Raw genomic sequence first — 13,592 nt, 5'->3', positions numbered from 1 at the left:
GAAACCCACCTCGCGGCTGCCGCGCCCACGGACCCCGTGCCCACGGACCCCGCGCCCACGGACCCCGCCACGGACCCCGCGCCCACGGACCCCGCCACGGGCTCCGCGTCCACGGGCTCCGCGCTCGCGGGCCGGGTCAGCGTGCCGGGTCCGCCGGGTGCGGGGCGAGCAGCGGCAGCCGGGACGCCAGCCGCTCCTCGCACAGCTCGACCAGCCGGTCGTAGCCGGCCTTGCCCATCAGCTCGGTCAGCTCCGCCCGGTAGGAGACGTACACCGGGTCGCCCGCGCCGTGCGCCGAGGTCGCCGACGTGCACCACCAGTGCAGGTCGTGGCCGCCCGGACCCCAGCCCCGGCGGTCGTACTCCCCGATGGAGATCTGCAGCACGCGCGTGTCGTCGGGCCGCTCGATCCAGTCGAAGGTCCGCCGGATCGGCAGCTGCCAGCACACGTCCGGCTTGGTCTCCAGCGGCTCGCGGCCCTCGCGCAGGGCCAGGATGTGCAGCGAGCAGCCCGCGCCGCCCGGGAAGCCGGGCCGGTTCTGGAAGATGCAGGAGCCCTGGTAGGGACGGGTCTGCCGCTCACCGTCCTCGTCCTCGGACACCCAGCCGTTCTTCGTGCCCTCGGCGTGGTGCTGCCAGATCTCCGGCGTGAGCCGCGCCACATGCCCGGCGACCCGCTTCTCGTCGTCCTCGTCGGAGAAGTGGGCGCCCAGCGTGCAGCACCCGTCGTCCGCGCGGCCCGCCTGGATGCCCTGGCAGCCGCTGCCGAAGATGCAGTTCCAGCGAGAGGTCAGCCATGTCAGATCGCACCGGAAGACCTGCTCGTCGTCCGCCGGATCCGGGAACTCCACCCACGCGCGTGCGAAGTCGAGGCCCTTCTCGTCGGCCACCGGTGCCGGAGGGCCCGGCATGGCTTTCTTCGGCTTCTTCGCCGCCTTCACCACCTTCGCCTGCGAAGGAACCTTGGAGTCCTTGGTCGGCTTACCGGCTTTCGCCGCCTTGGCCGAAATGTCGTCCTTCGCCTTTTTCGTCTTTGGCACCCGTCCAGGGTAAGTCGCCGGGTGCCCGTCCCGGCACCGCACGGGGGACCGAACACAGCGCCGCTGGCAGTAGCGTTCCCTACATGAGACTCGGTGTCCTCGACGTGGGATCGAACACGGTGCATCTGCTGGTGGTGGACGCGCACCCCGGCGCACGCCCGCTGCCCGCGCACTCGCACAAGACGGAGCTGCGGCTCGCCCAACTCCTGGACGACGACGGCTGCATAGGCGCCGAGGGCATCGACAAACTGATCACCGTCCTCAAGGAGGCCCTCCAGGCCGCCGAGGACAAGGGCGTGGAGGACCTGCTGCCCTTCGCCACCTCCGCCGTCCGCGAGGCAGGCAACGCCGACGACGTCCTCGCGCGCGTGCAGGCCGAGACCGGCGTCGAGCTGCAGGTTCTCACCGGCGAGGAGGAGGCCCGGCTCACCTTCCTCGCCGTCCGCCGCTGGTTCGGCTGGTCCGCCGGGAAACTGCTCGTCCTCGACATCGGCGGCGGCTCCCTGGAGATCGCCTACGGCATGGACGAGGAACCGGACACGGCGGTCTCGCTGCCGCTGGGCGCCGGCCGTCTCACCGCCGGCTGGCTGCCCGGCGATCCGCCCGACCCCGAGGACGTCCGCGCGCTGCGCCGTCACGTCCGCGCGCAGATCGCCCGCACGGTCGGCGAATTCAGCCGCTTCGGCGCCCCGGACCACGTGGTCGCCACCTCCAAGACCTTCAAGCAGCTGGCCCGCATCGCCGGAGCGGCGCGCTCCGCGGAGGGCCTGTACGCCCAGCGGGAGCTGAAGCGGGAGAGCCTGGAGGCCTGGGTCCCCAAACTCGCCGACATGACCACCGCCCAGCGCGCCGAGCTCCCCGGCGTCTCCGAGGGCCGCGCGGGCCAGCTCCTCGCCGGGGCGCTGGTCGCCGAGGGCGCGATGGATCTGTTCGAGGTGGAGGCCCTGGAGGTCTGCCCATGGGCCCTGCGCGAGGGAGTGATCCTCCGACGCCTGGACCACATGGGTTCGGCGTAACCCTGGCGCGGGGGCGGCGCGGGTGTACGGCTCCTGTGCGCACGCCGCTCACTGCAGCGGCGTGCGACGTCCCGGTCGTAGGGGGACGTAGACCCGCCCTAGCCCACGGCCGCGAGCGGCGCTCGCCCGCAGCGGTGGACGAGCGCCCCTGACGTCCCGCAGCCGCCCCCGGCGTTCGCCGCAACGACACAAGCGCGGCCCCCGCCCCCACCGCCGCCGCCCGACGCTCGCCGCACCCGCAGAGCCGGCACCCCCGCCCGCAGCCGCGTATGGCAATGCCCACAACGGCGAACAGGGACCCCACGTCCTCGCACCCGCACCCCGTAACCTGTCCCCCATGGCAGAGCCAGTCGTGCGGATCCCGGATGCGAAGGTCGCGTTGTCGACGGCCTCGGTGTATCCGGAGTCGACGGCCACGGCCTTCGAGATCGCCGCGCGCCTCGGTTACGACGGTGTCGAGGTCATGGTCTGGACCGACCCGGTCAGTCAGGACATCGAGGCGCTGCGCAGACTCAGCGACTACCACCGCATCCCGATCCTCGCCGTCCACGCCCCCTGCCTGCTGATCACGCAGCGGGTGTGGTCCACCGACCCGTGGACCAAGCTGCAGCGCGCCCAGGCGGCGGCCGAGAAGCTCGGCGCGAGCACGGTCGTCGTCCACCCGCCCTTCCGCTGGCAGCGCCAGTACGCCCGGGACTTCGTGGACGGAATCTGGCGCATGGCGAACGAGACGGACGTGCGGTTCGCCGTCGAGAACATGTACCCCTGGCGCTACCGCGACCGCGAGATGCTCGCGTACGCCCCCGACTGGGACGTCACGAAGGACGACTACCGCCACTTCACGATCGATCTCAGTCACACGGCGACCGCCCGCAGCGACGCGATAGAGATGATCGACCGCATGGGCGACCGTCTCGGCCACGTCCACCTCGCCGACGGCCGCGGCTCCGCCAAGGACGAGCACCTCGTGCCCGGCCGCGGCACGCAGCCCTGCGCGGAGGTGCTCGAGCGGCTCGCCGTGAGCGGCTTCGACGGCCATGTCGTCATCGAGGTCAACACCCGCCGCGCCATGTCCGGCGCCGAGCGCGAGGCCGACCTCGCCGAAGCCCTGGCCTTCACCCGCCTGCACCTGGCGTCCGCCGTGAAGGTGCCCCGGCGATGACCGAGCGCGACGCCGCCCCCGCCACGGAGGCGGCCGCGGGCACCCGCCGCCGGGGACGCCCGCCCCGCACCGAGTCGGCCGGCACCCGTGACCGCATCCTGACCGCGGCCCGCGAGGAGTTCTCCGAGCGCGGCTTCGAGAAGACGTCCGTGCGCGGCATCGCCAAGGCCGCCGGCGTCGACTCGGCGCTCGTCCACCACTACTTCGGCACCAAGGAACAGATCTTCGAGGCGGCCATCGAGGTCGCCTTCGCCCCGGCCCTGGCGCTGCGTGACACGGCCCTCGCCGGCCCGCTCGCCGATGTCGGTGAGCGCATGACCCGGCTCCTCCTGAGCCTGTGGGAGAACCCGGCCACCCGGACACCCCTGCTCGCCATCGTCCGCTCGGCGGTGAACAACGAGACCGCGGCGGCCGCCCTGCGCCGCCTGGTCTCCGCGCAGCTGCTGCGCCGGGTCTCCGGGGAGCTGAAGACCGCGGACGCCGAGCTGCGCGCCGAGCTGGCCGCCGCGCAGCTGGTCGGTACGGTGATGCTGCGGTACGTCATCAAGGTGGAGCCGCTGGCCTCGGTGGACGTCGAACAGATCGTCGCCCGCCTCGCCCCGGTCGTACAGACGCACCTGACGGGCCCATGAGCGGCGGCCGCACGGCGCCGAGGAGCGGCTGGAAGGAACTGAACGGCGAGACACTCGTCCCGCATTCCGGACACCCCGTCCCGGTCCCTGGATGACCGGCGTACGCTCGAGTGCAGTCAGAATTCTCTGACCGAAGGTCTTAGAAGGAGCGAGCGACGATGCCCGAGCTGAGGTCCCGCACAGTCACCCACGGCCGCAACATGGCGGGCGCCCGCGCCCTGATGCGCGCCTCCGGTGTACCCGGTGCGGACATCGGCCGGAAGCCCATCATCGCGGTGGCCAACAGCTTCACCGAGTTCGTCCCGGGTCACACGCACCTGGCGCCGGTCGGCCGGATCGTCAGCGAGGCGATCAAGGAGGCCGGTGGCATCCCGCGCGAGTTCAACACGATCGCCGTCGACGACGGCATCGCGATGGGCCACGGCGGCATGCTGTACTCCCTGCCCTCCCGTGACCTGATCGCGGACAGCGTGGAGTACATGGTGGAGGCGCACTGCGCCGACGCCCTGGTCTGCATCTCCAACTGCGACAAGATCACGCCGGGCATGCTGAACGCGGCCCTGCGGCTGAACATCCCGACGGTGTTCGTCTCCGGCGGCCCGATGGAGTCCGGCCGCGCCACGCTCGTCGACGGCACGGTCCGCACGCTCGACCTGGTCGACGCGATCTCCGACGCGGTGAACGACAAGATCTCGGACGAGGACATCCTCCGTATCGAGGAGAACGCCTGTCCGACCTGCGGTTCCTGTTCCGGCATGTTCACGGCCAACTCGATGAACTGCCTGACCGAGGCCATCGGCCTGTCCCTGCCGGGCAACGGCTCGGTGCTGGCCACCCACACCGCGCGCAAGCAGCTCTACGTCGACGCCGCGCGCACCGTGATGGACCTGGTCCACCGCTACTACGAGCAGGACGACGAGTCGGTCCTGCCGCGCAACATCGCCACCTTCCAGGCGTTCGAGAACGCCATGGCGCTCGACATCGCGATGGGCGGCTCCACCAACACGATCCTGCACCTGCTGGCCGCCGCCCAGGAGGCCGGAGTGCCCTTCGGCCTGGAGCAGATCGACGCGGTCTCCCGCCGGGTCCCGTGCCTGGCGAAGGTCGCGCCGAACGTCGCCAAGGACCGCACGTACTACATGGAGGACGTGCACCGCGCCGGCGGCATCCCCGCCCTCCTCGGCGAGCTGCACCGCGCGGGCCTGCTGAACGAGGACGTGCACTCGGTGCACAGCCCGTCCCTGGCCGACTGGCTCAAGACGTGGGACGTGCGCGGCGGCTCCCCGTCGCCCGAGGCCGTCGAGCTGTGGCACGCGGCGCCCGGCTGCGTCCGCTCCGCCGAGGCCTTCTCGCAGTCCGAGCGCTGGGAGGCGCTGGACACCGACGCCGAGGGCGGCTGCATCCGCTCCGCCGAGCACGCCTACTCCAAGGACGGCGGCCTCGCGGTCCTGCGCGGCAACCTCGCCGTCGACGGCTGCGTGGTGAAGACGGCCGGCGTCGACGAGTCGATCTGGACCTTCGAGGGCCCCGCGGTCGTCTGCGAGTCGCAGGAGGAGGCCGTCCAGAAGATCCTCACCCAGCAGGTCAAGGAGGGCGACGTCGTCGTCATCCGCTACGAGGGCCCCAAGGGCGGCCCCGGCATGCAGGAGATGCTCTACCCGACCTCGTACCTGAAGGGCCGGGGCCTGGGCAAGGCGTGCGCGCTGGTCACCGACGGCCGCTTCTCCGGCGGCACGTCCGGCCTGTCGATCGGCCACGCCTCCCCGGAGGCGGCCTCGGGCGGCACCATCGCCCTCGTCGAGGACGGCGACCGCATCCGCATCGACATCCCGAACCGCTCCATCGAGCTGCTGGTCGACGACGCCGAACTGGCCCGCCGCGAGCAGGCCCTGGACGGCGCCTGGCGTCCGAAGAACCGCGACCGCAAGGTCTCGGCGGCCCTGCGCGCCTACGCCGCGATGGCCACCAGCGCCGACAAGGGCGCGGTCCGGGACGTCTCCAAGCTGGGCTGACCGCCTCCGGCCGACGGGCCAGTCCGTACGGCGACGAAGGGCTACTACGACGACGAAGGGCCGCTCCCCAGGGGGCGGCCCTTCCGCCTGCCTGGCCCGCGTACGGCCACACCGGGCCCGGTGTCCGGTGTCCGGACGGCGCTGCTAGCGCCTGCCCGTGACCGAGTGCGGGCTGCCCGGGACCGGCCGAGGGCGAGGCGGCCGCCGGTCCCGACCGGGCGCCGCGAACACCGTGCCGTCCGCCGCCGGCCCCGTCGCTACCAGGCCCCCGGCGCCCCCGCGGGTGCCGCGAACACCGTGCCGTCGGGGGCCGAGGCGTACACGCGGCCGTCGGTGATCACCGGTGTGGGCAGGCTCGCGGCGATGCGGTCCGTGCCGGTGCCCAGCCGGGCGCGGGTCTGGCCGACGAGGTGGCCCGTGCGGGCGTCGACGCCGAGCAGCCGTCCGTCGGCCGCCGTGACGTAGACATGGGTGCCGTCGGTGGCCGGCGCCGAGGCACGGCTCACCGAGGTCTCCAGCGACCACAGCCGCCTGCGCGCACCCATGTCCACCGCGTCCAGGGAGCCTCCGACCCCCATGAGGTAGACGACGCCCCCCCGCACCGCGGCCTGCACCCCCTGCCGGGCGACGGGCAGCGTGACCCGGCGCGTCTCCCCGGTCGCGGGGGAGTAGCGGACCACGGCCGCCGCCTCGCCGTAGGCCCGGTCGAGGGCGAGCAGGTAGACCGAGCCGTCCCGGGCGCCGAAGAGGTCGAGCATCCCGTCCAGCCGGGTCTCCCAGCGCACCGCACCGGTGCGCGGATCCACGGCGGTGAGGCGGGTGTGCTTCCCGTCGCCCGACACGCTCGCCGCGAACGCCAGCGCGTCCCCCGCGAACGACTCGAACGACGGCATGGCCTGCCCCGCGATCCGGTGGCTCCAGACCGTGGCACCCGTCGCCGCGTTCACGCCCGTCACCGTGCCGTGCGCACCGGTGAGCAGCAGCATGTCCCCGACGGCCCGGAACCCGGCGTACGCGGGCACGGCCTGCTGCCTGCGCACGTCGCCGGAGGCCGGATCGAGCGCCTCCAGTCGCCGGCCCTGGTCCGCGGGGGCGTACACGAGCCCGCCCGCGACGACCGGCGGGCCGCCGGCGCGTCCCCGTGCGGCGGGGTGCCGCCACAGCAGCCGGCCGTCCTCGGGGTCGAGCGCGAAGACCACACCGGGCCGGGCGCACAGCAGCCGCCCTGCGCCCGGGGCGCACTCGGCGGCACCGCCGCTCCCCGCCACCGCCGCGGCCTCCCACCCGGCGAGGCCGTCCCGCGCGGACCGCGGCGCCGTACTCCCCGCCGCGGGTCCGCCGTCGATCAGCGGTACGAGGGCGAAGGCACCGCCCGCGACCAGCGCCACCGCGCCCACGGCGGCGGCGATCCGCCCGAGCCGGCGCCCGCGCGCCCGGTCGCCCGCGCCCGCTGCTCCCGTCTCCGCTGCTCCCGTCTCCCCGCCGTCCGGTGCCCCTGCGCCACCTCCCGCCGCCTCGCTGTCCGGGCTCTCCTTCGACGCGGACGGCGACGGTCCGCCCCCGGTCCGCCGGGCCTCCGTCCGCTGAGCCGGTATGAACGCCTGTGTGTCGTACGAGGCCGCCACCGAGCGCAGCTCCCGCATCAGCTCGTCCGGTGTCGGCCGCTCTTCCGGCTCCTTGGCGAGACAACGTCCCACCAGCGCCGCCAGGTTCCCCGGCACGCCGGTCAGATCCGGTTCGTCGTGCACGACGGAGTAGGCGACGACGTACGGACTGTCGGAATCGAACGGGCCCCGCCCGGTCGCCGCGTGCACCATCACCGAACCCAGCGCGAAGACGTCGGCCGCGGGCCCCACCTGCCGGGGCCTGCGGAACTGTTCCGGTGCCATGAACGGCGGCGTCCCGATCAACTTGCCGGTCTCGGTGCGCAGTTCGCTGTCCTTGGGCCGGGAGATGCCGAAGTCGATGACCTTCGGACCGTCCTCGGCGAGCAGTACGTTGCTCGGCTTCAGGTCCCGGTGCACCACCCCGACCCGGTGGATGTCGCGCAGCGCTTCCGCCAGCCCCGCCATCAGCCGGCGCAACTCCGCCGCAGGCATCGGGCCGTTGTGCTTGACGTGCTCGGACAGCGTCGGCCCGGGGATGAACAGGGTGGCCATCCATGGCCGTTCGGCATCCGGATCGGCGTCGACGACGGGCGCGGTGAAGGCGCCGCTCACCCGGCGCGCGGCCACGATCTCCTGCCGGAAACGGCCCCGGAACTCCGGATCCCGGGCGAACTCGGCGTGCACGACCTTCACCGCGACCCGCATGCCCGAGGCGCTGCGGGCGAGGTGGACGACGCCCATGCCGCCCGAGCCCAGACGGGACTCCAGCAGATAGTGACCGGCGTATTCCGGAAGTTCCGCTTCCGCGCCCGCCCCGGTGTTCCTCTGTGGCGCCATGGGACCCCCCGTGCTCTTCGTCCGCGCGCGCGACGCACGGAGCCTAGTCGATGACTCGAACAAGACAGAGGCGGCTTGCTAGCGTTCGCGTGCGAGTCGCGCGCAGGTGTTCCACCGCGCGACAAGAGGGAATCGACGCGCCCCACATCTGCCGTGGGGTGCAACGGGGGAGGTCATCATGTCGGTCGACCATGTCGACGAAACCGCAGGTGAGGCACTGCGGACCCAGGCCGCGACGGCGCTGCGCTACTACGACGTGGCGCCCGGCGTCCGGCTGAACGTGCGCAGCGGCCCCGGCACCGGCTACCCGATCGTCAAGATCCTGCCGGAAGGCATCAAGGTGCCGGTCTACTGCCAGACCCCGGGCACCCGGGTCTCCGGTTACTACGGCACGACCAGCATCTGGGACAACATCGGCAACGGAGAGTTCGTCTCCGACGCGTACGTGCACACGGGCAGCGACGGCTACATAGCCCCGCGCTGCGCCTGAGCGGGGCCGCCGGGCACATCCCCGCGTCGGCCACACGGTCCCGCGTCGGCCACACGGTCCCGTGTCGGTCACACAGCCCCGCCGGCCACACAGCCCCGGCCGGGGCCCTGGGCCCAGGCACCGGGCCCCGACCCCGGCACCGGCGCGGAGCCGTGACCCAAGGCCGGCGCACGTACAGCAGTGCCATGGCGGAGCCGCGACCCGGGGCCGGCGCGCGCACAGCGCCATAATCGAGGGCGTGAGCGACGAGAACGGCACCCTGGACACGTCCGCCGGCCCCCGGCCGGAACCCTTGCGTTTCTTCGGCACCACCTGGGTCGACCACACGCACGGCTACACCGCACGCCGCCTCGGCGTGGCCGTCGGCTCCCTCGTCGCCGCGGCGGCCGCCTGCCTGGTGCTGCGCTTCGCCTACGAGGGGCTCGCGCTCGCCGACACCGGCAGCTTCGTGACCGTACTGGTCGTCGCGATGTTCGCGATCTGCAGCGCGCTCGCCTTCCGGCACACCTGGGACTCCTTCGGCAAGCGGCCCGACCCGGAACGGCACGCCAATCTTCGCGGCCTGCTCGCCATCGGTTTCGTCGGCTCGCTCCTCGCCTACTTCTTCCGCTCCCTGAGCGAGGCCCCCGGCGAGAAGCTGCACCGCGCCGAGTACGAGGAAGCCCTCGACCGGCACCGACGCCGCTCCACGAAGCGCTCGGGCAACCCCACCAAGAAGAAGCGGCGTTCCTAGGAGCCGCCGCGGGGCGGGAGGACGGTGGGCGAAATCCGCCTGCTCCCGGCCGGCGGCTCGGCCACCATGGCCGCATGACCTCCACGTCGGAACCCGCCCGCGTCGCCCCCGGGGAGCCCCGCGACCTCGCTCACCTGCACGCCGCCCGCGCCCACTCCTTCAACGCCGCCGCGGCCCAGTACGCCGCCCACCGCCCGTCGTACCCCGACACGCTGTTCGACGCCGTCCAGGATCTCGCCGGCCGCCCCCTGCGCGGCGCCCGCGTCGCCGACGTGGGCGCGGGCACCGGTATCGCGACCGGACTCCTTGCCCGCCGTGGCGCCGACGTCCTCGCCGTGGAGCCGGGCGCCGGCATGGCGGCCGAGCTGCGCCGCAGTCTGCCCGGGGTGCGGCTCGTCCGCGGCGACGGCAACGCCCTGCCGCTCGCCGACGCCTGCGTCGACCTCCTCACCTACGCCCAGTCCTGGCACTGGACCGACCCGGTCCGCTCGGTCCCGGAGGCCCTGCGCGTGCTGCGCCCGGGCGGCGCGCTGGCGCTGTGGTGGAACACCACCGTCCTCGACGTGCCGTGGATCGCCGACCAGTCGGTCCGCATCGCCCGCCACTTCGGCATCGACGACGCCCACGTGAAGAAGGGCGCCTTCGACCCGGCCGCCGCCGACCCCACCGGCCGCCTCCGCTTCACACACCGCCGGGTGCGCTGGAGCCGCCGCGTCCCCGTCGACACCCACCTCGCCAACATCGGCAGTCACTCCGTCTTCCTCGTCCACGGCGAGGCCGGCGCCCGTGCCTTCCTCACCGCCGAGCGCGCCCGCCTGCTGACCGCCTTCCCGGACGGCGTGGTGGAGGAGGCGTACGACGTGGAGCTGCTGGTGGCCCGCACCGCCTGACCGCTCACCCCCACCCACACCTACCCCCCCATCCACACGCGCCCCCATCCGCACCCACCCCCTCACGCCCACCCCCCATCCACAACCACCCCCTCACACCCACTCCCTGCGCCCGCGAGGCCCGAGCCCCGCGGGCGCTTGACGTTCTCCGGCACCCGGCGCATTATTCATCGCATGATGAATTACGTGTCCGGCACACCCCCGACGAACCCCGTGCCGTCACCACCCCCAGCCGTCCACGCCACCGCACTCACAGCCGTCCGCGGCCCCCGCACCGTCCTGCACGGCCTGGACTTCTCCGTCCCGCGCGGCCGCATCACCGGCCTGCTCGGCCCGTCCGGCTGCGGAAAATCCACCCTGCTGCGCGCGATCGTCGGCACCCAGGCCAAGGTCACCGGCACCCTCGACGTCCTCGGCCACCCCGCCGGCCACCCCGCCCTGCGCACCCGCATCGGCTACGTCACCCAGGCCCCGTCCGTCTACGACGACCTGTCGATCCGCCAGAACCTCGACTACTTCGCGGCCGTCCTCAACCCCGCACAAGCCACCCCCGACCGCCGCGCCGACGTCGACCGCGTCCTCGCCGACGTCGACCTCACCCACCACGCCGACGCCCTCGCCGGCAACCTCTCCGGCGGCCAGCGCAGCCGCGTCTCCCTCGCCGTCGCCCTGCTCGGCACCCCCGAACTGCTGGTCCTCGACGAACCCACCGTCGGCCTCGACCCCGTCCTGCGCCGCGACCTGTGGAACCTCTTCCACACCCTCACCGACCGCGGCGCCACCCTCCTCGTCTCCTCCCACGTCATGGACGAGGCCGAGCGCTGCCACCGCCTGCTGCTCATGCGCGACGGCCGCATCCTCGCCGAGGACACCCCCGACGCCCTGCGCGCGCGCACCGGCGCAGACACCGTCGAAGCCGCCTTCCTCCACCTGGTCGACCAGGCGACCGCCGCGGCCCGCGCCCAGGAGACCACCCGATGAACACCACCACGACCGCACCGGCCCCCACCCGCGCCCTGCACCCCGCGCGCACCGCCGCCACCGCCACCCGGGTCCTGCGCCAGCTCACCCACGACCCGCGCACCATCGCGCTGATGCTCCTCACCCCCTGCGTGATGCTCTTCCTGCTGCGCTACGTCTTCGACGGCAGCCCGCGCACCTTCGACACCATCGGCGCGTCCCTGCTCGGCATTTTCCCGCTGATCACGATGTTCCTGGTGACCTCCATCGCCACCCTGCGCGAACGCACCTCGGGCACCCTCGAACGCCTCCTCTCCCTGCCCCTCGGCAAAGGCGACCTGATCGCCGGCTACGCCCTCGCCTTCGGCGCCGTCGCGATCGTCCAGTCCGCCCTCGCCACCGCCCTCGCGCTGTGGGTCCTCGGCCTGGACGTCACCGGCAGCCCCTGGCTGCTCCTCCTGGTGGCCCTGCTCGACGCCCTCCTCGGCACGGCCCTCGGCCTCTTCGTCTCGGCCTTCGCGGCCTCGGAATTCCAGGCGGTGCAGTTCATGCCGGCCGTGATCTTCCCCCAGCTCCTCCTGTGCGGCCTGTTCACCCCGAGGTCGAACATGCACCCCGCCCTCGAAGCCGTCTCCGACGTCCTCCCCATGTCGTACGCCGTCGACGGCATGAACGAGGTCCTCCACCACACCGACATGACCGCCACCTTCGTCCGCGACATCCTGATCGTGGCCGGCTGCGCCCTGCTCGTCCTCGCCCTCGGCGCGGCCACCCTGCGACGCCGTACGGCCTGACGGCGGACGGCCACCGAGACGTCCGGCCCTTTGCCCCGCACGCCGCCCCGCACGCCGTCCCGCCCACCGGACAACCCGGGCCCGCCCCCGCCCCGGGTGCGAGGATGCCTCCAGGACGACGCACCCCTCGGAGGCATCCCCAGCCATGACGCAGAAAGTCGCAGTTCTCGGCACCGGCAAGATCGGCGAAGCCCTGCTCAGCGGAATGATCCGCAGCGGATGGAGCCCGGCCGACCTCCTCGTCACGGCCCGCCGCCGGGAACGCGCCGACGAACTCCGCACCCGTTACGGCGTCACCCCGGTCACCAACGCCGAAGCCGCCAAGACCGCGGACACCCTGATCCTCACGGTCAAGCCGCAGGACATGGGCACCCTCCTCGACGAACTCGCCCCCCACGTCCCCGCCGACCGCCTGGTCGTCAGCGGCGCCGCGGGCATCACCACCGCATTCCTCGAGGAGCGCCTCGCCGCGGGCACCCCGGTCGTGCGCGTCATGACGAACACCCCCGCCCTCGTCGACGAGGCCATGTCCGTCATCTCCGCCGGCGGCCACGCCACCGAGGCGCACCTGACCCACTGCGAGGAGATCTTCGGCGCCGTCGGCAAGACGCTCCGCGTCCCGGAGTCCCAGCAGGACGCCTGCACCGCACTCTCCGGCTCGGGCCCGGCGTACTTCTTCTATCTCGTCGAAGCCATGACGGACGCCGGCATCCTGCTCGGCCTGCCCCGCGACAAGGCCCACGACCTGATCGTCCAGTCGGCGATCGGCGCCGCGACCATGCTCCGCGACAGCGGCGAGCACCCGGTCAAGCTGCGCGAGAACGTCACCTCTCCCGCCGGTACGACCATCAACGCCATCCGCGAGCTGGAGAACCACGGCGTACGGGCTGCCCTGATCGCCGCCCTCGAAGCCGCCCGCGACCGCAGCCGCGAGCTGGCCTCCGGCACCAAGGACTGAGCCCGCCCGCAGGCAGGGCCGCAGGTCCGGAACGCCCGCCGGGGTGTGCTCCCGCCGCGAGTTGACACGCCCCGGTGGCATCCGTAAGGTTCTTCGAGTTGTCCGACGTGAGAGCCGACTCCGGTCGGTCCCCGGACAGCCATTCCGCAAGTCCCACCAGCTACTCGACGGCCAGTCGTATGTCTGTGCTGCTGTCGTGTCGTCGGTGCGCGCATTTGCGAAATGAGGAATCCGCGTTCGAAAGGACGCAGGGCCCCGATTAGCTCGGGGGCCGGGAATCCGCTAAAGTCTCACTCGTCGGAACGGCCCAACAGCCGGGAAGACAAACCCCGCTGACCGGGGATCAGACGCCGAAAGGATCTGATAGAGTCGGAACCGCCGGAAAGGGAAACGCGAGAGCGGAAACCTGGAAAGCACCGAGGAAATCGGATCGAGAAAAGATCTGATAGAGTCGGAAACGCA

General features: G+C 72.8%; 12 protein-coding genes. 10 read left to right on the top strand and 2 right to left on the bottom strand.

Going from position 1 to position 13,592, the window contains the following annotated elements; genetic code table 11:
- Positions 1 to 136 precede the first annotated feature (136 nt).
- On the bottom strand, positions 137 to 910 hold the full coding sequence (locus AB0E88_RS23745; protein WP_361633917.1) for a hypothetical protein: 774 nt from the start codon (positions 908 to 910) through the stop codon (positions 137 to 139).
- A gap of 212 nt (positions 911 to 1,122) precedes the next feature.
- Here AB0E88_RS23745 and AB0E88_RS23740 point away from each other — a divergent pair, with 212 nt between their 5' ends.
- The 4 genes from AB0E88_RS23740 (at position 1,123) to ilvD (ending at position 5,861) form a co-directional block, all read left to right on the top strand.
- Positions 1,123 to 2,055, top strand: a complete 933-nt coding sequence (locus AB0E88_RS23740; protein ID WP_361633683.1) for a Ppx/GppA phosphatase family protein — start codon at positions 1,123 to 1,125, stop codon at positions 2,053 to 2,055.
- 337 nt (positions 2,056 to 2,392) lie between these two features.
- Entirely contained in the window at positions 2,393 to 3,217 is an 825-nt protein-coding gene (locus tag AB0E88_RS23735) for a sugar phosphate isomerase/epimerase (RefSeq protein ID WP_361633680.1), read from the top strand.
- Positions 3,214 to 3,849 (top strand): TetR family transcriptional regulator, encoded by a 636-nt coding sequence (locus AB0E88_RS23730; protein WP_361633677.1) that lies wholly within the window; start codon positions 3,214 to 3,216, stop codon positions 3,847 to 3,849. The genes AB0E88_RS23735 and AB0E88_RS23730 overlap by 4 nt, the downstream gene beginning before the upstream one ends.
- Before the next feature lie 158 nt (positions 3,850 to 4,007).
- Positions 4,008 to 5,861, top strand: coding sequence for a dihydroxy-acid dehydratase (gene ilvD, locus AB0E88_RS23725; protein WP_361633674.1), 1,854 nt, complete (start codon positions 4,008 to 4,010; stop codon positions 5,859 to 5,861).
- A gap of 257 nt (positions 5,862 to 6,118) precedes the next feature.
- On the opposite strand, the gene AB0E88_RS23720 is transcribed toward ilvD, so the two are convergent.
- Complete coding sequence (locus AB0E88_RS23720) at positions 6,119 to 8,305, bottom strand: serine/threonine-protein kinase (protein WP_361633671.1); 2,187 nt, start codon at positions 8,303 to 8,305, stop codon at positions 6,119 to 6,121.
- Between the two features lie 178 nt (positions 8,306 to 8,483).
- On the opposite strand from AB0E88_RS23720, the gene AB0E88_RS23715 reads away from it, so the two are divergent.
- The 6 genes from AB0E88_RS23715 (at position 8,484) to proC (ending at position 13,130) form a co-directional block, all read left to right on the top strand.
- Positions 8,484 to 8,795 carry an SH3 domain-containing protein gene (locus tag AB0E88_RS23715; protein ID WP_361633669.1) on the top strand — a complete coding sequence of 104 codons (312 nt, stop codon included), beginning with the start codon at positions 8,484 to 8,486 and terminating at the stop codon, positions 8,793 to 8,795.
- 238 nt (positions 8,796 to 9,033) lie between these two features.
- Positions 9,034 to 9,528, top strand: a complete 495-nt coding sequence (locus AB0E88_RS23710) for an EamA/RhaT family transporter (RefSeq protein ID WP_361633666.1) — start codon at positions 9,034 to 9,036, stop codon at positions 9,526 to 9,528.
- Between the two features lie 74 nt (positions 9,529 to 9,602).
- Complete coding sequence (locus AB0E88_RS23705; protein WP_361633663.1) at positions 9,603 to 10,418, top strand: class I SAM-dependent methyltransferase; 816 nt, start codon at positions 9,603 to 9,605, stop codon at positions 10,416 to 10,418.
- Between the two features lie 174 nt (positions 10,419 to 10,592).
- Positions 10,593 to 11,399: an ABC transporter ATP-binding protein gene (locus AB0E88_RS23700; protein ID WP_361633660.1), complete on the top strand. Its 807-nt coding sequence runs from the start codon at positions 10,593 to 10,595 to the stop codon at positions 11,397 to 11,399.
- Positions 11,396 to 12,172 carry an ABC transporter permease gene (locus AB0E88_RS23695; RefSeq protein ID WP_361633657.1) on the top strand — a complete coding sequence of 259 codons (777 nt, stop codon included), beginning with the start codon at positions 11,396 to 11,398 and terminating at the stop codon, positions 12,170 to 12,172. The genes AB0E88_RS23700 and AB0E88_RS23695 overlap by 4 nt, the downstream gene beginning before the upstream one ends.
- A 145-nt stretch (positions 12,173 to 12,317) precedes the next feature.
- Positions 12,318 to 13,130, top strand: a complete 813-nt coding sequence (gene proC, locus AB0E88_RS23690; protein ID WP_361633655.1) for a pyrroline-5-carboxylate reductase — start codon at positions 12,318 to 12,320, stop codon at positions 13,128 to 13,130.
- The last annotated feature ends 462 nt before the right edge of the window (positions 13,131 to 13,592 follow it).

The organism is Streptomyces sp. NPDC028635 (assembly GCF_040637635.1).
In the GTDB taxonomy this organism is placed as follows: Bacteria; Actinomycetota; Actinomycetes; order Streptomycetales; family Streptomycetaceae; genus Streptomyces.
This window is presented reverse-complemented; position numbering and strand designations above follow the sequence as displayed.

Bases quoted from the DNA above. Each gene is read 5' to 3' on its own strand.
- proC (WP_361633655.1), top strand. From the start codon at position 12,318: ATGACGCAGAAAGTCGCAGTTCTCGGCACCGGCAAGATCGGCGAAGCC.
- AB0E88_RS23705 (WP_361633663.1), top strand. From the start codon at position 9,603: ATGACCTCCACGTCGGAACCCGCCCGCGTCGCCCCCGGGGAGCCCCGC.
- AB0E88_RS23740 (WP_361633683.1), top strand. From the start codon at position 1,123: ATGAGACTCGGTGTCCTCGACGTGGGATCGAACACGGTGCATCTGCTG.
- AB0E88_RS23700 (WP_361633660.1), top strand. From the start codon at position 10,593: ATGATGAATTACGTGTCCGGCACACCCCCGACGAACCCCGTGCCGTCA.
- AB0E88_RS23735 (WP_361633680.1), top strand. From the start codon at position 2,393: ATGGCAGAGCCAGTCGTGCGGATCCCGGATGCGAAGGTCGCGTTGTCG.
- AB0E88_RS23720 (WP_361633671.1), bottom strand. From the start codon at position 8,305: ATGGCGCCACAGAGGAACACCGGGGCGGGCGCGGAAGCGGAACTTCCG.
- AB0E88_RS23730 (WP_361633677.1), top strand. From the start codon at position 3,214: ATGACCGAGCGCGACGCCGCCCCCGCCACGGAGGCGGCCGCGGGCACC.
- AB0E88_RS23695 (WP_361633657.1), top strand. From the start codon at position 11,396: ATGAACACCACCACGACCGCACCGGCCCCCACCCGCGCCCTGCACCCC.
- AB0E88_RS23715 (WP_361633669.1), top strand. From the start codon at position 8,484: ATGTCGGTCGACCATGTCGACGAAACCGCAGGTGAGGCACTGCGGACC.
- AB0E88_RS23745 (WP_361633917.1), bottom strand. From the start codon at position 910: ATGCCGGGCCCTCCGGCACCGGTGGCCGACGAGAAGGGCCTCGACTTC.
- ilvD (WP_361633674.1), top strand. From the start codon at position 4,008: ATGCCCGAGCTGAGGTCCCGCACAGTCACCCACGGCCGCAACATGGCG.